A 20,046-nucleotide genomic window follows, 5' to 3' on the forward strand; every position below is an offset into this window, starting at 1 on the left:
CAACCAAAAAAGAAAAACGCGTATGAATTTACCAAAAGTGAAAATGCTGCAAGTCAGCAAGTGCCTTATCGGATTGGCGGTCATGATGCTGCAATCCTGCGACGTGGCCGACAACCGCCGCGACATGCTGTGCGGGAACTGGGAGAGCGTGGAGGGAAAACCTGACGTGCTTATCTACAAGGAGGGCGAAGCCTACAAAGTGACGGTGTTCCGTCGTAGCGGTCTGCGCCGCAAGCTCAAGCCGGAAACCTATCTCTTGCAGGAGGAGAACGGCAACCTGTTCATGAACACCGGCTTCCGCATCGACGTGTCCTACAACGAGGCCACGGATGTGCTGACTTTCTCGCCAAACGGGGACTATGTGCGGGTGAAGCCGCAGCCGGGACATCCGACCGAAGAATAACAACCACTGAAATCCAAAGTAACATGAGAACAAGAATAACAATGATTATCTGCCTGTGCCTGCTTTTCGCGGGCAGGGCAAGCGCACAGTGGGTCGTAAGCGATCCGGGCAATCTAGCGCAGGGCATCATCAATGCCTCCAAAAACATCATCCATACCTCCAAGACCGCCACGAACATGGTGAGCAACTTTCAGGAGACGGTGAAAATCTATCAGCAGGGCAAGAAGTATTACGATGCCCTCAAATCGGTGAACAATCTGGTCAAGGACGCCCGCAAGGTGCAGCAGACCATCCTGATGGTGGGCGACATCACAGACATCTATGTGAACAGTTTCCAACGGATGCTCCGTGACGGGAATTTCAGACCCGAAGAGCTTTCCGCAATCGCTTTCGGCTACACGAAACTGCTGGAGGAAAGCAACGAAGTGTTGACGGAACTCAGGAACGTGGTGAACATCACCACGCTCTCCATGACCGACAAGGAGCGCATGGACGTGGTGGAACGCTGCCACTCGAAGATGAAGCGTTACCGCAACCTCGTGAGCTACTACACGAACAAGAACATCTCCGTGAGTTACCTGCGTGCGAAAAAGAAGAACGACCTCGACCGCATCATGGGGCTGTACGGGAACATGAACGAAAGATACTGGTAGCCTATGAAGTTCGACAACCTTCATCAGATTTTACGTTCACTTTATGAGCAGATGATGCCGCTGTGTGGGGACATGGCTGGTGTGGCGAAAGGCATCGCCGGGCTGGGTGCGCTGTTCTACGTCGCCTACCGGGTATGGCAGTCGCTGGCGAGAGCTGAACCGATAGACGTATTCCCGATGCTCCGTCCTTTTGCCATCGGTCTGTGCATCATGTTCTTCCCGACTGTGGTGCTGGGCACGATAAACAGCATCCTCTCACCCGTCGTACAGGGCACGGCAAAGATGCTGGAGGCGGAAACGCTGGACATGAACCGATACCGGGAGCAGAAGGACAAACTGGAATACGAGGCGATGGTACGCAACCCCGAAACCGCCTACCTCGTGTCCAACGAGGAATTTGACAAGCAACTGGAGGAACTCGGCTGGTCGCCCTCCGACATGGTGACGATGGCGGGAATGTATATCGACCGGGGAATGTACAACATGAAGAAGAGCATCCGCGACTTCTTCCGCGAGATACTCGAACTGCTGTTCCAAGCCGCCGCCCTCGTGATAGACACCGTCCGCACCTTCTTTCTCGTGGTGCTGGCGATTCTCGGTCCGATAGCCTTCGCCCTGTCGGTATGGGACGGTTTCCAAAACACGCTCACGCAGTGGATATGCCGCTATATACAGGTCTATCTGTGGCTACCGGTATCGGACATGTTCAGCACCATACTGGCGAAGATACAGGTTCTGATGCTGCAAAACGACATCGAGCGGATGCAGGCAGACCCGAACTTCTCGCTGGATTCGAGCGACGGGGTGTATATCGTATTCCTCTGCATCGGCATCATCGGCTACTTTACCATTCCCACCGTTGCGGGCTGGATTATCCAAGCCGGAGGCATGGGCGGTTACGGTCGCAACGTGAACCAGATGGCGGGACGAGCCGGAAGCATGGCGGGCAGCGTGGCGGGTGCAGCCGCAGGAAACGCAGTCGGACGTGTCGGCAAATTGCTGAAATAATCAATGTGCAATCATAAATTGGAAAATATAAATGGAATTCAAATCACTTAGAAACATCGAATCGTCGTTCAGGCAGATACGCCTGTTCGGTATCGTCTTCCTCTCGCTGTGCGCCGTGGTGACGGTGTGGAGCGTGTGGAACTCCTACCGTTTCGCAGAGAAGCAACGGGAGAAAATCTATGTGCTGGACAACGGCAAGAGCCTGATGCTCGCCTTGTCTCAGGATTTGTCGCAGAACCGCCCGGCGGAGGCACGGGAACATGTGCGCCGTTTCCACGAGATGTTCTTCACGCTATCACCTGAAAAAAGCGCGATTGAACACAACGTGAAACGTGCCTTGCTGCTGGCGGACAAGAGCGTGTACCACTATTATTCGGACTTCGCGGAGAAGGGGTACTACAACCGCATCATCGCCGGGAACATCAACCAAGTGCTGAAGGTGGACAGCGTGGTGTGCGACTTCAACGCCTATCCCTACCGTGCCGTGACCTACGCCACACAGAAAATCATCCGGCAGAGCAACGTCACCGAGCGCAGCCTCGTGACCACCTGCCGCCTGCTGAACGCATCGCGGTCGGATGACAACCCGAACGGTTTTACCATCGAGGGTTTCACCATCATTGAGAACAAGGATTTACAGACTATCAAACGGTAACAGGACATGAAAAGTATCAGAAAATCAATGTGGGGCATGTATTGGAAACTCCACGACAAACGGAAACGCTTGGCGGCAAGTCTCAAAGGGTATCTGGACGGCTTGCCGCCGGAAACACGCCGCCGCATCGTGCTGGGGATGTTCGCCGCCTTCGCGGTGCTTGCCCTTTACACCTTCGGCAGAGCCGTCTATGACATCGGCAGGAACGACGGCTCACATATGGAAACGGGACACGCCGGACGGGTGGAACTGCCGACCCCGGCGGAAACAGGCAATCACTTAACACCTTATTTATATGGAACAGACAAAGAATGAACCGACGAAAGAGAACAAAGCTGCTCCCGAAACGGGGAAACCGAAAAAGGAGCGCGAACCGCTGACAGAGGCGCAACGGCTGAAACGGCAGAAGATGATCGTGCTGCCCGCTATGGTGTTGGTGTTCATCGGGGCGATGTGGCTGATATTCGCCCCGTCCTCCGGCAAGGAGCAACCGCCGGGAACGGACGGATACAACACCGAGATGCCCGACGCTGACAAGGCGAACCGGCAGATTATCGGCGACAAGCTGAAAGCCTACGAGCATGGGGAGATGGAAGAGCGTCAGGAGAGCCGCAACCGTGCCATCGGGCAGCTGGGCGACATGTTCGACCGCGAGATAGCGGGAACGGAGAACGGAGTGGACTTCGACCTCGCCAATCCGGGCGGCAAGGAAGAAAGGGCAAAGCCAGCCACGCCGCAGACCATCCAGTCCTCCGCAGCCGCCTACCGTGACCTGAACGCCACGCTCGGAAACTTCTACGACCAGCCGAAAAACGACAATGCGGAGATGGACGAATTGTTGGAGCGCATCGCATCGCTGGAGTCGGAACTGGAAAGCGAGAGGGGCAAGGCTTCCTCTATGGACGAGCAGGTGGCTCTTATGGAGAAGTCCTACGAGCTGGCGGCAAAGTACATGGGCGGTCAGAACGGAGGACAGCCATCGGCGGAACAGAGGGCAGAGCCAACTACCGTGCAGAAAGGGAAGAAGAACAAGGCAATGCCTATCAGACAGGTGGAGCATCAAGTAGTTTCTTCACTCTCACAGCCTATGAGTAACGCGGAGTTTGTCGCCGCCTTATCGCAGGAACGCAACCGGGGTTTCAACACGGCTGTCGGCACGGCGGAGGTATTGGACAGGAACACCATACCGGCGTGCGTGCATGGGGCGCAGAGCGTGACGGACGGGCAGACGGTAAGGCTGCGCCTGCTGGAGCCTATGGCGGTGGCAGGCAGGACAATACCCCGGGGTGCGGTGGTGGTCGGCACGGGCAAGATACAGGGTGAGCGGCTCGACATCGAGATTACCTCGCTGGAATACGACGGCACGATTATCCCCGTGGAGCTTGCGGTCTATGACACGGACGGACAGCCCGGCATCTTCATCCCGAACTCGATGGAGATGAACGCCGTCCGGGAGGTCGCCGCCAACATGGGCGGCTCGCTGGGAAGCAGCATCAACATCTCCACCAATGCCGGGGCGCAGCTCGCCTCCGACTTGGGCAAGGGGCTGATACAAGGCACGAGCCAGTACATCGCCAAAAAGATGCGAACCGTCAAGGTGCATCTGAAAGCCGGGTACAGGGTCATGCTTTACCAAGAAAAATATTGAAAACAATAAAAATTACCACTAAAATCCAAAAGTAATGAGAAAAGTAATCATCATGTTTGCCCTCGCTATGGGCATCATAACTGCCAACGCGCAGGAGAATGTAACCGTTGAAACGACCAACGGAAGTGAACAACCGACCTTGACGAAGGAGGTCTATCCGCAGAAGGAGGCGGACGGCGACCTATATCACGGGCTGTCACGCAAGCTGACCTTCGACCGCATGATACCGCCGCACGGTCTGGAAGTGACCTACGACAAGACCGTCCACGTCATTTTTCCGGCGGAGGTGCGCTATGTCGATTTAGGCTCGCCCGACCTGATTGCCGGGAAAGCCGACGGAGCGGAGAACATCATCCGTGTGAAGGCTACCGTAAGGAATTTTCCCAACGAAACGAATATGTCCGTCATCACGGAGGACGGCAGTTTCTACACCTTCAACGTGAAGTACGCCGCCGAACCGCTGTTGCTCAACGTGGAGATGTGCGACTTCATCCATGACGGCAGCACGGTGAACCGCCCGAACAACGCGCAGGAAATCTATCTGAAAGAGCTGGGCAGCGAAAGCCCGATGCTGGTGCGCCTTATCATGAAGTCCATCCACAAACAGAACAAGCGCGAGGTGAAGCATATCGGCTGCAAGCGTTTCGGCATCCAATACCTGTTGAAAGGCATCTACACGCACAACGGCTTGCTTTATTTCCACACGGAGATAAAGAACCAGAGCAACGTGCCTTTCGATGTGGACTACATCACTTGGAAAATCGTGGACAAGAAGGTTGCGAAGCGTACTGCCGTGCAGGAGCAGATTATTCTGCCGCTCCGCGCGCAGAACTACGCCACCCTCGTGCCGGGCAAAAAGAGCGAGCGCACGGTCTTCACGATGGCGAAGTTCACCATCCCCGATGACAAGTGCCTCGTGGTGGAATTGAACGAGAAGAACGGCGGCCGTCACCAGTCCTTCGTGATTGAGAACGAGGATTTGGTACGCGCGGGTACCATCAACGAACTTCAAGTACGCTGACCATGAGAAAGTACATCGCAATAATCATCGCGTCGCTTGCCCTTTTTACAGGGCAGGCGCACGCCCAGCGGTGTCTGCCGAAGATGCAGGGCATCGAGGTGAGGGCGGACATGGCGGACGGCTTCAATCTCGGCGGCAAGGACGGCGGGTACAGCTTCGGGGCGGCTCTCTCCACCTACACGAAGAAGGGGAACAAGTGGGTGTTCGGTGGCGAATACCTGTTGAAGAACAATCCCTACAAGGACACCAAGATACCCGTGGCGCAGTTCACGGCGGAGGGCGGCTATTACTTCAAGATACTGTCGGACGCCCGAAAGATTGTTTTCGTCTATGCCGGGGCTTCGGCTCTCGCCGGATATGAGGCGGTAAATTGGGGGAAGAAGGTGCTGCATGACGGCTCCACGCTGCACGACCGGGACGCCTTCATCTACGGCGGTGCGCTGACGCTCGATGTGGAGTGTTACGTGGCAGACCGTATCGCCCTGCTTGCCAACCTGCGGGAGCGTTGCCTTTGGGGTGGCGACACACGGAAGTTCCACACGCAGTTCGGGGTCGGTATCAAGTTCATCATCAACTGACACGGGCATGGAAAGGACGGAAATAGATGCTGTCAGAAGGATGCCGCTTGCGGATTTTCTCGCACGGCTGGGGCATGAGCCTGTCAGAAGGAGCGGTAACGAGCTGTGGTATCTTGCCCCGTACAGGGGCGAGCGCACATCCTCTTTCCGTGTGAACGTGGCGAAACAGCTCTGGTACGACTTCGGTTTGGGCAAGGGCGGCGACATCTTCACGCTTGCCGGGGAGTTTCTGCAAAGCGATGACTTCATGAAGCAAGCGAAGTTCATAGCGGAAGCCGCCAATATGACGGTTGCCGGATGGGAAAAGCCCGTCTATCTCTCGAAGCCGACCGAATCCGTTTTTGAGGATGTGGAGGTCGCTCCGCTGCTCCGCTCACTGCTGACGGAGTATTTAGAGGAACGGGGCATCCCTTACGCCATCGCATCCCGTCACTGCTGCCGCTTGAACTACGGTGTGCGTGGGAAACGGTATTTTGCCGTTGGCTTTCCGAACATGGCAGGTGGCTATGAAGTCAGAAGCCGATATTTCAAGGGTTGCATACCTCCGAAGTCTGTATCACTGGTAAAGGCGAATGACATCCCGGCTGACGAGTGCCTCGTGTTCGAGGGCTTCATGGACTTTCTCTCTGCCGTGACGCTTGGTGTAACCGGTAACGCTGACTGTCTTGTGCTGAACTCAGTCGCCAACGTGGAGAAGGCGGCGGGATTGCTGGACGGATACGGGCGCATCGGCTGCTTCCTCGACCGTGACGAAGCCGGACGGCGGACGCTTGCCGCACTTACCATGCGATACGGGGAACGTGTCACCGACCGTTCCTCCCTCTATGACGGTTGCAAGGACTTGAACGAGTACCTGCAACTGACAACGAAAAAACAGAAAAACAACCATCTAAAAATCGAAGAACAATGAACATACTGAACAACAGAAACAAGAGAACATCAATATTCAAGGCAGTGGCGTTATGCCTGATAGCCGCCATGTCATTCACCCTCGTGTCATGTGACGATGACATGGACATCCAGCAGTCCTATCCCTTCACGGTGGAGGTCATGCCCGTGCCGAACAAGGTAGTAAAGGGGCAGACAGTGGAAATCCGCTGTGAACTGAAAAAGGAGGGCGACTTTTCGGGTACGCTCTATACCATCCGCTATTTCCAGTTCGAGGGGGAAGGCTCGCTCAAAATGGATAACGGCATCACCTTCCTGCCTAACGACCGCTACCTGCTGGAGAACGAAAAATTCCGCCTGTACTACACGGCGGCGGGTGATGAGGCGCATAATTTCATCGTGGTGGTGGAGGATAACTTTAGCAACTCCTACGAACTGGAATTTGACTTCAACAACAGGAATGTAAAGGACGACGATCTTACCATCGTTCCCATCGGCAACTTCAGCCCCTTGTTGAAATGATGCGTGTATTCATGACAATGCTCTGTTCACTTCTGACGGTCTGTTCTGTGTCCGCGCAGATCAGCCGCCAAGAGGGAACGGACGGGCAGGCGGCAATCTACCGACTGCCGCTTATGGAACGTGCTTTTTTATGCTGCCGCTACTTTGAAGGCTGGCACTCAGAAAAACACTACCCATACGTCGGTTGGGGTCACAAACTTTTGCCAAACGAGAAGTATTCGGCACGAACCATGACAAAACGGGATGCGGATGAACTTTTGCGGAAAGACCTGCGCAAATTTGTCGCCATGTTCCGTAAATTCGGGGTTGATTCGATTTTGCTTGGCACGTTAGCTTACAATGTGGGACCGGCGAAGCTGTTAGGCAGCAAAACAATCCCCAAAAGCACCTTAATCAAGAAGCTGGAAGCTGGTGACAGGAACATCTACCGTGAGTATATAGCCTTCTGCAACTACAAAGGAAAACGCCACGCCATGCTGCTCAAACGGAGAAAGGCGGAGTTTGCGCTGTTGTATATCCCATAAAAGGACTGACAAAACTGGCAAAAGACGTGCCATATTTAACTTGGCACGTCTTTTGCTCTATCACTTGATAGATTATCGTAGGATTTTCTCGTTAATTGACATCGTTGAGCCATTTTTGCCTATCGGTTTCCAAATAACACTTCAAGTTGTAAGTGTTGTGAGAGCAATACAAAACATAGTTATTAACCATAAAAAGTATAGCGAAATTATGAAGAAAGTATTTAGGAAAATTCAGAAAGGAACAACAAAAATGATTGAACGTATCAAATCGTTGGGGGAAATGGAGACGAAGCAGAAATGTGTAGTTCAACGGTTCGAGATTATCATTCCCCTCCACCAAAAAATAACGACCCAATATATAGCCTCCGCAAGTTTTACTTGCGGATTTTTTAGTTATCGCAGATTGGACAAAGGTTTCTTTGCTACTTTCTTTGTCCGCCATCATGCTCACTGAAAGAAAGTAGGGCGGCTCTCGCCGCCCCGCCACTCAAAAGCGTGTGTAAAGTCCCGTCACCATCGTGAACATTTCCTCCAGCATATCAAAATAGATACCCTCGTGTACGGCAATGTCCTTTGTCTTGCACTCAAAGGTCTTTTTGCTGAACGTCCTGCGGTAGAAGCGCATATTGTAGAGGTCTGCCCCTTCGTCATAGATGATGTCAAGGCGGTTGGCACTTGTTTTGTTCCTTGCAAGGCTCATCCGTAAGCCGTTGCCCATATCTATGAAATCACGGCTACCTGTCATGGCGGTGAAGCGTTTTCCGCCTATCTGCTGTAATATCGTCTTGGCTATCATATCTTTTGTTTTTAGGGTTTTAAGTATTGGCGGTGCGGACACCGCCATCCCGTTCAAAATTCTCGCATTTCGGAAATGGGGGTCTGCCGTTGTAGCCACTCTTTCACACATTCCATATTGTACTCGCTCGTGATGACTGCCGTATGGCTGTCGGTGGCGGTGAAACGTGTGCTTTCGTAATCATCTATCCACCCCTTGAGGGTGTCCGTTCCCCACGCTCCGGTATCGTCAAAGATACCGTCCAATGCCGTGATAGGTTCGCTGAACTTGACTATCAGCGTTTGATAGGTCGTGTTCATAGTCTGTCCTCCTTTCCCTTCTTTGCGTTCAGCCACTTGTCCCGTGCGGCTCGGCACTCGTCCAACGTGGGTTTGACACAAGAGAACAATTCTCTGTCTATGGGGTGGCGGTAGTCGTACTGCACAAGTGTCCGCCTGCGTCTTCCGATACCCGATTGGAAACGCTCGTATTTCTCCGTACCTGCTTCCGCGCAGGTGCTTACTCCGTTGATGGTCATTCGTGTTGTCATAATGTTGCTTTTTAGATGGTTAAAAATGTACTGACAGAACTCTGTTCTTCATCACCATTTCGGGGTTGCTTGTGTAGCGTTGGTGCAGGTAGAAATGGTGTGAGCCGAAGCCGTAAAGGAAAAACTTGTCAAGTTCGTGCTTCTCGGCAAACTCCTTTACGCTCTTTCTCAATTCCCCCTCACTCGTTGTGAGAGTGAGGAGGTTCACAAATTCAAGGAACATCGTGGGGATTGCATCATCCCACACACAAATCATACTTTCAATTCTTACTTCCATATCAATGTTGTTTTAGGGGTTATGCTATGCCGCTTTCATCCGCTCACGGATAAGGTTGGCGTTCTTGTTCACAAGGTCTATGATGCGCTCGTGATATTCGGTGTCCTGGTTGTGCTTGCCGTGGCACTGCACCACTTCGAGGGTTCGCAAGTCCACCTCTACGGTTTCAATAATCTCATCGCCAATCCTTGCCGATAGTATGAGGGTGTCGGCTTTCTTGTAGTATCCACTGCCAAACACGCAGATGCCCTGCGTCTTGCCCTCGTTGTAATACTCGTCTATGCTTTCAAGCACCTTGACGATTATTTCCTCGTCCGTGATTACCAAGCCGAAGAATTTGGATTTGTTGGCGATGAAATCCTCCGCATCTTTCTTTCGTTGGAGTTGTCGCTGTTGCTCACGCTCACGCCTTTCAATCTCCCAACGGCGTTGCTCTGCGGCTCTTTCCTTCTCGTGTATGGCTTCAATTTTTCGGGTTGCGTTGTCGTGTGCCGCCATGAAATCTTCGGGACAGATGTTCTTCGGGTTACGGAGGTCTTGACCGAGTTTTTTGAGCATACGCAGATAGTCGCACCACATTGAGAGGTTGTCTATCTGATACTTGTGACGCTTGGCAATCAGATATGATGCCCAACATTCATCGGCAGTACGGGTATTGAAAAGAAAGTGTTTCATGACCTCAATCTCACCGCCTTTCATAAGGGTTTCAATTCTTGGGTCTGAAAGCAAGGCTTTGAAAAGACGCACGGGGGAGATGCCGTGGAAATCGCCCTTGAAGCCGTTACGTCTGAGTTGGGGCAATATCCTCATCTTTGGATATGCACAGCTTCTTGCCACCACATCATCGTATAGGCTGTTGTGCGGTCTTACCTCCATATCGCTGCCTAATGCCCACACATCGCAATAGCAGAAAAGGAAGCCACGGAGCAACGCCATGTCCGTAACCTTGCCGTCGGGTGAAATCCAACGCTGCACGACCTCGTGGCAGTAGAAACGCATCGGTTCGCCTTTCCTGCTCTCGCATCTGACCTGCGCCACGCGGATTACCTGATACCCTTTGCAGGTGGTTATCACGCTGAAATTCTGCGTTTCCTTGTAGATGCGTCTGCGTGTGTCCTGCACTTTGAGTTCGGCATGGCATTTGGGGCAGGTGCAGCCTTCAAGGGTGTCGCATAGTCCGCTGTCGCTGTGCCACTCGTGACCGCAGTCGGAACAGGTGATGTTCCCTTTCTTGGTGCGGTAGCCGATATGCTCAACGCAGTGGCGGTATGCCCAATCTATTTGTGTCGCTGATATGGGGCGAAGGTTGGCGGAAAGTCTTGCCACCTCTTTCTGTATCTTGGTCTTCGGTTTCATAAGCCTAAATCAAATAATGAGGGTTGGGGTTGGTTTTCTTTTCTCGCTGACGGTCTGTGGCGGTTCTGCAACTTGCGGAGTTCCTCCTCTTGGTATTTGCGGACAGCGTTCTGACGTGCCTCCGCCTTTTCCTCTGCCGTGAGTTTCACAACGTGGTTCACAACCACTTGGCAGTCCATCGGTTTGCCCACCTCTATCTCGTTTTCCTCATAGTAGTGGATGGCTTGCCCGAATATCTCTCCGTCCGTGAAACCGTTGCAACCGCTTTTCTGCACATAGTTCAGAATGTGGGTCACGCACTCGTCCATGTTCTTGGCAGGGTTGCGGTACTTCTTTGCAAATAGCGCATCTTCCTCCGCACGCTGTTCCAAGTACATATATATCGTTCTCTTGAAATGGTCTGTTCCTTTCATATCGCTGTCATTTTTAGATTATCTGTTTCAGTATCTCTCTCCAATAGGTCGGCTCTACCTCGCTGAGAAGGAAGTCCATGAAATCCCTCCGTGCGTCCTTGTTCAGTTCGTGGTACAATCTTCGGAAAGTTTCAAAATTGCCGTTGATGTACGTTTCCACCATATACACGAAGATGTTGTCCACCTCGTAATATCTGCACTGCTGCGCTGCCGTCTTGCTGTTTCTTTTTGCCATGTCGGTAAGGGTTAAAGGGTGAATAACCAAAGGATGAAGCCAAAGAAGGCAATGGTGGAAAGGATAGCCACGATTACACCTATCGCCACTCGGAACACTCCGTTTACAATCTCTCTGATGATGCCCCAAAGGATGCCGAACACCCCGAAGGCGGTGCGCATCATCAAGCCGCATATCGCCAACCCGATGTGTTGCGCCATTTGTCTGAAATTTGCCGTTGCCGTCATATCTTCGCTGTTTTTGATTTTTTTGTTTTTAATGCGGATTCAAGAGCTGAGGGAGTTGAGTTTCAAACTATCTTATCTGCCTCTCGTTTATCCGACATTTTTTTTATGCGTCTTTCTGTCGCATCGGTCGTTTTCGTTTCGGGTGCTTGAAAAGGTAGGGATTAGGGAATGCAAGGTTTTTCGGTCAAAATACTACCCGCAGGGCTGGAGATTTTTACCGAAAACAGGAGGCTTGACCTTGCTTTCCCGTCCAATCCCGGAATTACCTTTGCGCCCAGAACGAAAATGACTGACTGATGCGGCTTACTGAAAGGCGCAAAATGGAGGTAAACGAAAACAGAGGCAGATTGTGTAGAAAAAAACTTCAGGGGAAAATCCGTAAAAAAAAGAATCACCAAAAGGAAAAAGACATCACCGGAAGCGTGAAAAGGGCAAACCACAACAAAGGAAGTATGATTGTTTCCGATCCGACGGAACTTGTTCAGCCGGGTGGCAACAATCATTCTTCCCGGTTTGTCCGGCTGTGTGTGGGCGCCTGTTTCATTCATGGGGCAGGCTGACACACTCTGCATTCACTTTCCGCTTCCGGCAAAAGAGACAGCGAAAAAAGAAAAATCATTTGAAAACCCGTAAAAGCACCTCTTGGCATAGGCGCAAAAGAAAGGGGCATTGCTTCATCTGTCTAAACATCGTTTAGGCGTGAGGCAATGCCCTTTTCTCCAGCTATGCGGTAGTCGGCACACGTTTGTTCCAAACTCGTTTTGGGCAATGGTGTGCCGACGGACAATACCGCTTTTACGGAAAATTCTTATGAATGAGGGGATAAAAAACGGGAGTTTATATCAAAATCTCGAATTAAATAGCTACTTTTGCATACGAAGAGTTCTTTGAAGGTTACGCAACGCGCAGAAGGATAATGCAGTAGATAACTAACTAAATCGTAACCTATTACTATCAAGAGCAATTAACCTACGCTCATTTCCAATAAATTACACTCTTTTCGTAACTTCAGGGTGCAAAGATACGATATACTCTGATAAAATGCGTACATTTGCAGCCATAAATAAAGTTGAATTATGAAAATAGGAATTATAACAGCCATGAGTTCCGAGCAGAAACAAGTAGCGCAACTGCTCGAAAACAAGAAAGAATACACCGAAGGTCCTTTCCAATATACTGAAGGCAGCATTAGAAATAATACCATTATCCTGATGAAATGCGGAATAGGTAAAGTGAACGCTGCTGCCGGTACTGTAGAACTGATCCGTACCTTCCAGCCCGACTGTGTCATCAGCACCGGTGTAGCAGGAGGTATAGACAGCTGCCTGAAAATAATGGATGTTGTGGTGAGCCGACAAATTGTATATCATGATGTATGGTGTGGAGAAGGCAATGTGTATGGACAGATACAAGGACTTCCCGCCCGATTCGAAGGTAATGCTACATTGTTTGATTGCGCCATGTCACTGGATACTCCGACCGCCATTCATGGAGGCCTGATATGCAGTGGAGACAAATTTATCACCGACCGTTCCGAACTTAACGATATTAAAGAAAAGTTCCACGAAGGGCTGGCAGTAGATATGGAATCGGGAGCCATCGCCCAAATCTGTTATATATATAAGGTACCGTTCATCAGTTTCCGTATCATCAGCGATACACCGGGAGCCGACAACCATTGGGAACAATACACAAATTTTTGGGAGACTATAGCCGACCGTTCCTTCGAGGTCACTCATACCTTCCTTTCCTCATTACCAGCTAATTTATAAAAACGAATAATATGAAAACAATACCCAGTTTTACCATTGATCATATCCGCTTGCTTCGCGGTATCTATGTATCCAGAAAAGACGAAATGGGCAGTGAAACGGTCACCACCTTTGACATCCGCATGAAAGAACCTAACCGGGAACCTGCTTTGGGACAAGGAGCCTTGCATACTATAGAGCATCTAGCTGCCACCTACCTACGTAACCACCCTATATGGTCTAACAAAATTGTCTACTGGGGACCGATGGGATGCCTCACTGGCAACTACCTGTTGATGAAAGGCGATTTAAAATCAGAAGATATTGTAGAACTGATGCAGGAAACGTTCCGCTTTATAGCCAATTTTGAAGGCGAAGTTCCGGGAGCCGCCCCTAAAGATTGCGGTAACTACTTGCTTCATGACCTGCCTATGGCCAAATGGGAGTCGGCCAAATATCTGCATGAAGTATTGGAACACATGACAAAAGATAATCTGTATTATCCTACTAAAGAGTAATTCTCTACAACAGAACAGTAGAAACGTAATAACAGAAAATAGAAAAGCCGCTCTCTGAAAAGAAAGCGGCTTTTCTTTAAGTCCTTTTCAATAGAGATTGAATTACTTACGTAATCCTAATGCTTTAACAATAGCACGATATCTTTCGATATCACGATTCTTCAGGTAGTTCAACAACGCACGGCGTTTACCTACCAAAGTTGTCAAAGCTCTTTCAGTGCTATAATCTTTTCTGTTGAGCTTCAGGTGCTCAGTCAGGTGAGAAATACGGTATGAAAACAAAGCTATCTGCGCTTCAGCTGAGCCAGTATCAGTGTTAGACTTTCCGTACTTTTCAAAGATTTCTTGTTTTTTAGCTGCATCTAAATACATAATTCTTAGATTTTTTGATATATAAAATTTTCATTTAGCGGGTGCAAAGATAGACATTATCTTTTATATCACAATGAATTAGAGCGATTTATTTTTTAAATAATCTTCTATCTCTTTTACTGTCGCATCTTTCAGCAACACCTTTTTGTCCTTATCCAACAGATAAAGAGCAGGCATCGCTTTCAAATCATAGCATTCTTCGGTCAGTACCGTCAATTCTTTATCATAGCTGTTGATCCATCCATCAGGAATTTCATTCTGGTGTTTCGTCCATACTTCACGGTCTTCATCGGGATAGAAAGCAAGAATTTTCACTTGTTTCATGATGTGGGGACTGTTCAATACAGCAGAGGTCTTCATTGTCGCCAGTGTTTCGGCACAACCATGACAATCCGGATTATAGAATAACAATAAAGTGTAAGGAGTGCAGATATCACGCATACGTTTCTGCATTCCCGAAGGCAAGGTATAAATAAAATCAGCGGCAATACTGCCCACCTTGTTCATACCAATCAATTTCAAATCATGTTGGGCACGGCTCCGAGCAGCCTCATCGGTCAGCGAAGAAGCAGACAGAAAACGGCAGACAGGCTCATAAAGCTCCTCATTCCGAAGGGGAGAATTCGGATCAAACAAGTATCTGCGGAAAATTTCCACAAAATAACCAAACATTTTTTTCTCCTGCGAAGCCTGCTGCATAATCCGGATTAAACAACTGTCCGACAGGGAAGATGGCACACGGTTCAATAAGTCCATGTAATCTACCAAAGCTTGTTCTGTGATATCCGGTACATGAATATAGGCGGTATCCTTAAAATTAAAATGATCCCAGTAATGCTGTACCATAAAGTTCAGCCGGTCTTCCGGGGATTGCAACATAATAGGGACCTCCGGCAAAGTGAAAGTCAACGATTTATTATCATCATTCACAGATAGAGATTTTTGTTTTTTGCCATCACAAGCGATAAGCAAAAAACAGCACAAGACTCCGATCCATATATCAGTTTTTCTCATACGCTTTTAATTAGGCATTGCACCTTTTACAAAAGTAGAAGGAATTCTCTGAAAAGCCAAATTACTTCGAAATTACTTTATCTCAGCCAGCCACTCATGAAATCCATTGTGAGGGGTATAATGTAATACATATTCCGTTTTGCTGTAGCTGATAATATTTTCGTGCGAAATCCGGCTTACATCCACTTCTGCTTTTGCCAGCCACAAAGTATCCTCCATGACATAACGCCCTAAGGACACTCCCAGCATCATCTGGCTCAGGTAGAAAGCAGACTGTTCATAGGCATACCACTTTCCATCCTGTTCCCAATAGATATATATCAAGTCGGAATTGCTCAGCTCCCTTTCTAATATGGTCACTACCTCTCACATAGGAGTTGGTGGTAATCGTTTTTAATCAATATCATCTCAGTGTCTGAACACAGGGCAACAAACCACGGACCGTTCAGCAGTTTGTTCAGGTCTACTTCTACCTTGTCTAACATAACACCGTAGAAAAAACATGCCTCTTTCAGTTTCAAGGCCGCCTCACTAAGTTTGCTTAAGGATTTGGCGGAACGATGGTAAGCATACCAGCGCCCTTCCTCTTCATACAGATAAACTTCCGATTTACTACATGATTCTTTGTCCATTATTTCCAGTAGGTTGTTCATACTATTTAACATCTTTTACACAACGAACTTTTAGATCAGCATCAGTAGCATGGACAGTTACATTGGTTCCTTGGAACCAAAAACCATAAGAAGACCTATAAGCACCATTTGCTTTACTTCCTGAATAGTCCGTGCGGCAGGTAACATAACCACTCAACAGATTGTTTGCGCTCATCAGACCCAGTTCTTTCTGATTAGGCATTCGCCAAATTCCTTTATCAGTTTTTCCGCTATCCTCATAATAGTATTTACAAGGATCATATTCCGGTCTTTTCTTATTCTTAATCGTATAATAATTATTATTCCATCCACCATCCACCATCTTTTGTTTTAGATAGTCTTTAGACACTTGTATCCGTGAAGACAATCCATTGATTTCATCACGCTCCAAATGGATATCTATAGTTTCTGTAGTCCCTTTGGTTGCAGTCAAACCTGTCAATGTAAATATATTGTCACTATACTGATAGAATTTATTCGCTTCGTACAGTCCGTCGTCTGATGCCAACGTACGCACACAGCGAACCAAATTCGCATGTTGCCAACCGGTATTAACCTCTTTATTACTTGTGGACAACCCTTCTTCAGCCCAAAAAATGCTATTGGTACCGGTAGAAGCCGTGAAATAGTGATATTTAGCATTCTCTTTGTCATTATCATTGAGCGTGCTCATTTTAGCCCTAAACAAGCGGGCGTCCGGGTCAACGCTATTCAATGCACCCTCGCCATACCACAATCCGCGATACTGATCAACAGAGGCCATATACCATTTTACCTCATTAGCTTCAATCGTGCCGTTTCCATTCAAATCCCGGTTACGGCTCATACATGCCCGTACCGCCTGTTGGTACATGGGTTGCCTCCCGTCTGCCGGTACAATCATATTAGTGTCCGGATACCATGATTTTTCCTTGTTGCTTTGTACGGCACTGTTACGGGCATTCCAAGCATTAGGATTCTTGTGCTCACCCAAATTATTCTTATTCAAATAATAAGCAGTAGACAATTCTTCCTCGGTTATATTCTCCGTTCCATAAGGATAACCATTGAAACCGAAATGATAGAACGTAGTAATGGAACGCTGAGAAAGACTGTAACGCACTTTTGCATAAAGACTCTTCCTGTCCGTGCTCACCGACAACTGATTGGCAATAAGTATGGTACGAGGCGCACAATTGGAATAGACAGTCCATGATTTCCCTTTATAATAGTTTTCGTCCACGAAACAGGTGTAATAAGCGTATCCATCATTTGAGAATACTTCATCTTGATTGCTATCCGCATTTTCGTATAATGCCTTCAACATAAAGAACACATTAACCCAAGATGCGCCATATTTATTTGCATACTCATTATTGTCACCCGGATATTTGGCAACGGTGGTTAGACTCTGTCCTGAAATTCTGTTTTTAGAAACATTGCGTACAAAACGCAGCCATCCATAATCATCCTCTCCATTAAAAAGGCTCTGCCCGCTTATCGGACGGATTGTTCCTCCATCAAACGTAGCCAATTGTACATCACCTTCGGCATTAAAGATTCCCCCATCGGTAACATACAAATTCTCCGTATAACCGAAAGGTGTTGAGATTCTTACTATATATCCTTTTCCCGCCTCTTTCAGCGTCTTTATATTTTCCCGAGAGAATGTCAGCACTCTGGCCTCATAATGAGCGTCCAAATCAAAAGACTCTCCTCCTTCACTGTCAATCACCAATCCTTCCACATAGGGGTTGTCTCCCTCGACTTCCGCTTCCACTTTGATATCCTCGACACCGTTTACTTTCACCTTATATTTATAAGAGTAATTCCGGCGTATATTGAAGTCTTCAAGACTTCCGGTATTACTGAAGTTGCCAAAATGGATAGCATACGAAACCTCCCCGATAGTGGTGCCTTTCTTATAATTTCCACGAATCACGATATAGGAAGAATTATCCGGTGCATTATCGAACGATTTCACGTCATCCGTATAGGTATTCGTTTCACGATCCTTCCACATCTTTATCTCACCTCCCCGATAGGAACGGATATTCTCGGGAAGATAAAAAGTTAACGTTTCCCCGGCCATACCAGAATAAGATGACTCGACATCTGCGGTAGTAGCGTCAGCTGTACCATTCACCAACTTTCCACCGACAGCCACATTATGCAATTCATACGTACTGGGAGTGAAAGTTACTCCGTTACCGGCCTCGATGGTAAATGTATTCTTCGCCAATATTCTGTACAGTCTTATAACGTTGCTTTCGCTTATAACACCGGCTCCATTGGTTCCGGCAGTAATTGTAACAGCCTTGCCCCCATTCAGATAACCGGACATCATGAACTGTCCGTCGGTAGGATTAGGGGAAATAATGTGGCTGGCATTACCATACTGGCGTTTAAAGTCTATTGCAAGGAACTCGTCTCTTGTCAATGAGGAACCTGCCACATCCGCTTCATCAATTCCCGTCAATTTATTTTTGTCTGCGTCATCCAAGTAATAAATTGTACTGTTCAAGTTGGCAAGAGCATAGATATACGCTTCACCGGTTATTGCCTTTACAGTAACGGTTTCCGGTCCGGGAGTCGGTATAGGACTCGACTCTGTAGCCACCAGCTTTTTATATCCTGTCAGTTCTCCTGCCGCATTAAACACATAAAAGTGTAAATCATTCAACCTGTTTTCAGCAGTACTGGCGCGCGAAACAATCACTTCCTGATTGGTCTGCAACTGACAATTCAACTGCAAAATCACCTCTTTATTCTCTTCACCGGCAGAGTAAGCTATTTCCTCTTCCGAGCAAGCCCCCACGCCTATCAGTAACGAAAGGCAAAGCGCCATATATTTCAGTTTATTTTTCATATATAGTATCCTCCACAGATTATTTTCTTACATCACCGCCACCGTCACCAAAATCCAATTCGCCATTATCAACCTCTGTCCAATCCATTACTTGATATTGAAGTTCTGCATCTATCTCGATCGTACTCAGTTTAATATTGAACAGGTATGAATGGTTACGGATTACATCAAATATATCTCCATCTCCATTCGTCCGGAATTTAATAGTTCCCACTTTGGCTTTGTTATGATAGGTATAATGAACCGTCAATGAAATTTCATTCCCACCTGTAGTATTCACCTTTTCCGGCAGATAAATTTCATTTTCATATGCTGTCGTCACCTGCAAGCCGTCATAAGTAATAGTCTGATTCTGTGCTCCGGCAGGAATAGAAGGATATATATATTGAACCGTTTCCACCGGATTTGGAGTTTCCGTTGAAACACAATAGCCTTTGTCGTTGGCATTGTTCACTATTATCTTTGTGATAGTGAATCCTTGATATCCATCCTGCATATTCACCCAAATGCCCACCTTTGCTACAGCACGATAAAGGTTGCAAGCCAAGTCCACTCCCGTACCGGGTACAGCTGTCAAATTGCTGCTTCCCCACATCGGGATAGCTCTTTCTGCAAGTTTCCAAGGTATCGTAGATCCACCATAATGATAAACCAATTCTTTATAAACTTTGGCGATATTACTTCCTTTCTTTGTTTCCAGAAAATTACGTATAGCCGCTCCGGTCGTATAAGACGCTATCTTATTGTCTTTCAAGTTAGCCAGAACAACCAGTTTCACTTGTTCGCCACCGACCGTTCTCAACATGGTTCCTTCCAGCTGACGAGTATAATAGTTGTCACCTTCAACAGGATTGCCTAGTTTCAAATCCTGTACTTGATACAAAAAGTTATCATTTGCATCAACGACCAATACATATACATCATCCGCAGTCATGGCACTTTGTTCCACTGTGGTATAATCTAAATCACCTGGTTCGCTTGCGGCCCGTCCGCCGAAATTGGAGAATGCCAGTGTAAGGCGTACCGGTACCTTCCCGCCATCCGTAGCCTTTGCCACCTCCTCGTCCTTTGCACACGACGATAGGTACAAGCCGCAGAGCACCGCCATTAGTATATATGATAACCATCTTTTCATAGATTCTATTTTTTGTTCGTTG

General features: G+C 48.3%; 29 protein-coding genes. 14 read left to right on the forward strand and 15 right to left on the reverse strand.

Features of this window, described 5'->3' with window-relative positions:
• Positions 1–22: 22 nt before the first annotated feature.
• The 12 genes from GKD17_RS21200 (at position 23) to GKD17_RS23660 (ending at position 8,354) form a co-directional block, all read left to right on the forward strand.
• On the forward strand, positions 23–403 hold the full coding sequence (locus tag GKD17_RS21200; protein ID WP_004291516.1) for a DUF3876 domain-containing protein: 381 nt from the start codon (positions 23–25) through the stop codon (positions 401–403).
• A 23-nt stretch (positions 404–426) separates the two neighbouring features.
• Positions 427–1,056, forward strand: a complete 630-nt coding sequence (locus GKD17_RS21205) for a DUF4141 domain-containing protein (protein WP_004304283.1) — start codon at positions 427–429, stop codon at positions 1,054–1,056.
• A 3-nt stretch (positions 1,057–1,059) separates the two neighbouring features.
• On the forward strand, positions 1,060–2,064 hold the full coding sequence (traJ, locus tag GKD17_RS21210; protein WP_004291518.1) for a conjugative transposon protein TraJ: 1,005 nt from the start codon (positions 1,060–1,062) through the stop codon (positions 2,062–2,064).
• Positions 2,065–2,095: 31 nt separating this feature from the next.
• Positions 2,096–2,719: a conjugative transposon protein TraK gene (traK, locus tag GKD17_RS21215; protein WP_004291519.1), complete on the forward strand. Its 624-nt coding sequence runs from the start codon at positions 2,096–2,098 to the stop codon at positions 2,717–2,719.
• Between the two features lie 27 nt (positions 2,720–2,746).
• Entirely contained in the window at positions 2,747–3,034 is a 288-nt protein-coding gene (locus GKD17_RS21220) for a TraL conjugative transposon family protein (RefSeq protein ID WP_018697145.1), read from the forward strand.
• Positions 3,015–4,367, forward strand: coding sequence for a conjugative transposon protein TraM (traM, locus tag GKD17_RS21225; protein ID WP_004291521.1), 1,353 nt, complete (start codon positions 3,015–3,017; stop codon positions 4,365–4,367). Before GKD17_RS21220 ends, traM begins: the two co-directional genes overlap by 20 nt.
• 34 nt (positions 4,368–4,401) lie before the next feature.
• Positions 4,402–5,388: a conjugative transposon protein TraN gene (traN, locus tag GKD17_RS21230; RefSeq protein ID WP_004291522.1), complete on the forward strand. Its 987-nt coding sequence runs from the start codon at positions 4,402–4,404 to the stop codon at positions 5,386–5,388.
• Positions 5,389–5,390: 2 nt separating this feature from the next.
• Positions 5,391–5,966 (forward strand): conjugal transfer protein TraO, encoded by a 576-nt coding sequence (locus GKD17_RS21235; protein ID WP_004291523.1) that lies wholly within the window; start codon positions 5,391–5,393, stop codon positions 5,964–5,966.
• Positions 5,967–5,973: 7 nt separating this feature from the next.
• On the forward strand, positions 5,974–6,876 hold the full coding sequence (locus GKD17_RS21240) for a toprim domain-containing protein (RefSeq protein ID WP_004291524.1): 903 nt from the start codon (positions 5,974–5,976) through the stop codon (positions 6,874–6,876).
• Positions 6,873–7,376, forward strand: coding sequence for a DUF3872 domain-containing protein (locus GKD17_RS21245; protein ID WP_004291525.1), 504 nt, complete (start codon positions 6,873–6,875; stop codon positions 7,374–7,376). Before GKD17_RS21240 ends, GKD17_RS21245 begins: the two co-directional genes overlap by 4 nt.
• Positions 7,373–7,900 (forward strand): glycoside hydrolase family protein, encoded by a 528-nt coding sequence (locus tag GKD17_RS21250; protein ID WP_004291526.1) that lies wholly within the window; start codon positions 7,373–7,375, stop codon positions 7,898–7,900. Before GKD17_RS21245 ends, GKD17_RS21250 begins: the two co-directional genes overlap by 4 nt.
• Before the next feature lie 64 nt (positions 7,901–7,964).
• Positions 7,965–8,354 (forward strand): hypothetical protein, encoded by a 390-nt coding sequence (locus GKD17_RS23660; protein WP_004291527.1) that lies wholly within the window; start codon positions 7,965–7,967, stop codon positions 8,352–8,354.
• A gap of 33 nt (positions 8,355–8,387) precedes the next feature.
• Here the strand turns inward: GKD17_RS23660 and GKD17_RS21260 are convergent, their stop codons facing one another.
• The 9 genes from GKD17_RS21260 to GKD17_RS21300 form a co-directional block, all read right to left on the reverse strand.
• Positions 8,388–8,696 (reverse strand): hypothetical protein, encoded by a 309-nt coding sequence (locus GKD17_RS21260; protein ID WP_004304290.1) that lies wholly within the window; start codon positions 8,694–8,696, stop codon positions 8,388–8,390.
• 53 nt (positions 8,697–8,749) lie between these two features.
• Positions 8,750–8,995: a DUF6956 domain-containing protein gene (locus tag GKD17_RS21265; protein ID WP_004291529.1), complete on the reverse strand. Its 246-nt coding sequence runs from the start codon at positions 8,993–8,995 to the stop codon at positions 8,750–8,752.
• Positions 8,992–9,225, reverse strand: a complete 234-nt coding sequence (locus tag GKD17_RS21270; RefSeq protein ID WP_004304291.1) for a DUF3873 domain-containing protein — start codon at positions 9,223–9,225, stop codon at positions 8,992–8,994. The genes GKD17_RS21265 and GKD17_RS21270 overlap by 4 nt, the downstream gene beginning before the upstream one ends.
• Positions 9,226–9,244: 19 nt before the next feature.
• Positions 9,245–9,502 (reverse strand): hypothetical protein, encoded by a 258-nt coding sequence (locus GKD17_RS21275; protein WP_004291531.1) that lies wholly within the window; start codon positions 9,500–9,502, stop codon positions 9,245–9,247.
• Between the two features lie 24 nt (positions 9,503–9,526).
• Positions 9,527–10,858 carry a PcfJ domain-containing protein gene (locus GKD17_RS21280; RefSeq protein WP_004291532.1) on the reverse strand — a complete coding sequence of 444 codons (1,332 nt, stop codon included), beginning with the start codon at positions 10,856–10,858 and terminating at the stop codon, positions 9,527–9,529.
• Positions 10,855–11,271: a PcfK-like family protein gene (locus tag GKD17_RS21285; protein ID WP_004291533.1), complete on the reverse strand. Its 417-nt coding sequence runs from the start codon at positions 11,269–11,271 to the stop codon at positions 10,855–10,857. The genes GKD17_RS21280 and GKD17_RS21285 overlap by 4 nt, the downstream gene beginning before the upstream one ends.
• A gap of 13 nt (positions 11,272–11,284) precedes the next feature.
• Entirely contained in the window at positions 11,285–11,506 is a 222-nt protein-coding gene (locus GKD17_RS21290) for a hypothetical protein (protein ID WP_004291534.1), read from the reverse strand.
• Between the two features lie 11 nt (positions 11,507–11,517).
• A complete protein-coding gene (locus GKD17_RS21295; RefSeq protein WP_004291535.1) occupies positions 11,518–11,733 on the reverse strand; it encodes a hypothetical protein in 216 nt (71 codons plus the stop codon).
• 161 nt (positions 11,734–11,894) lie between these two features.
• Entirely contained in the window at positions 11,895–12,281 is a 387-nt protein-coding gene (locus GKD17_RS21300; protein ID WP_009126113.1) for a hypothetical protein, read from the reverse strand.
• A 528-nt stretch (positions 12,282–12,809) separates the two neighbouring features.
• Between GKD17_RS21300 and GKD17_RS21305 the strand changes: the two genes are divergently transcribed.
• Both GKD17_RS21305 and GKD17_RS21310 read left to right on the forward strand, forming a co-directional pair.
• Positions 12,810–13,505 (forward strand): 5'-methylthioadenosine/adenosylhomocysteine nucleosidase, encoded by a 696-nt coding sequence (locus tag GKD17_RS21305; protein ID WP_007833680.1) that lies wholly within the window; start codon positions 12,810–12,812, stop codon positions 13,503–13,505.
• Between the two features lie 11 nt (positions 13,506–13,516).
• Positions 13,517–14,002 carry an S-ribosylhomocysteine lyase gene (locus tag GKD17_RS21310; RefSeq protein ID WP_007833681.1) on the forward strand — a complete coding sequence of 162 codons (486 nt, stop codon included), beginning with the start codon at positions 13,517–13,519 and terminating at the stop codon, positions 14,000–14,002.
• A gap of 102 nt (positions 14,003–14,104) precedes the next feature.
• Here GKD17_RS21310 and rpsO read toward each other — a convergent pair whose 3' ends face one another.
• The 6 genes from rpsO to GKD17_RS21340 form a co-directional block, all read right to left on the reverse strand.
• Positions 14,105–14,374, reverse strand: a complete 270-nt coding sequence (rpsO, locus tag GKD17_RS21315) for a 30S ribosomal protein S15 (protein ID WP_005844439.1) — start codon at positions 14,372–14,374, stop codon at positions 14,105–14,107.
• A gap of 78 nt (positions 14,375–14,452) precedes the next feature.
• On the reverse strand, positions 14,453–15,388 hold the full coding sequence (locus GKD17_RS21320) for a DUF5106 domain-containing protein (RefSeq protein WP_007833682.1): 936 nt from the start codon (positions 15,386–15,388) through the stop codon (positions 14,453–14,455).
• A 72-nt stretch (positions 15,389–15,460) separates the two neighbouring features.
• Positions 15,461–15,748, reverse strand: coding sequence for a hypothetical protein (locus GKD17_RS21325; protein WP_007833684.1), 288 nt, complete (start codon positions 15,746–15,748; stop codon positions 15,461–15,463).
• Positions 15,748–16,041, reverse strand: coding sequence for a hypothetical protein (locus GKD17_RS21330; protein ID WP_007841332.1), 294 nt, complete (start codon positions 16,039–16,041; stop codon positions 15,748–15,750). Before GKD17_RS21330 ends, GKD17_RS21325 begins: the two co-directional genes overlap by 1 nt.
• 1 nt (position 16,042) lies before the next feature.
• Positions 16,043–18,889 carry a DUF4906 domain-containing protein gene (locus GKD17_RS21335; RefSeq protein ID WP_007833689.1) on the reverse strand — a complete coding sequence of 949 codons (2,847 nt, stop codon included), beginning with the start codon at positions 18,887–18,889 and terminating at the stop codon, positions 16,043–16,045.
• A gap of 19 nt (positions 18,890–18,908) precedes the next feature.
• Positions 18,909–20,024, reverse strand: a complete 1,116-nt coding sequence (locus GKD17_RS21340; protein WP_007833690.1) for a FimB/Mfa2 family fimbrial subunit — start codon at positions 20,022–20,024, stop codon at positions 18,909–18,911.
• Between the last annotated feature and the right edge of the window lie 22 nt (positions 20,025–20,046).

The organism is Phocaeicola dorei (assembly GCF_013009555.1).
Classification (GTDB): Bacteria; Bacteroidota; Bacteroidia; order Bacteroidales; family Bacteroidaceae; genus Phocaeicola; species Phocaeicola dorei.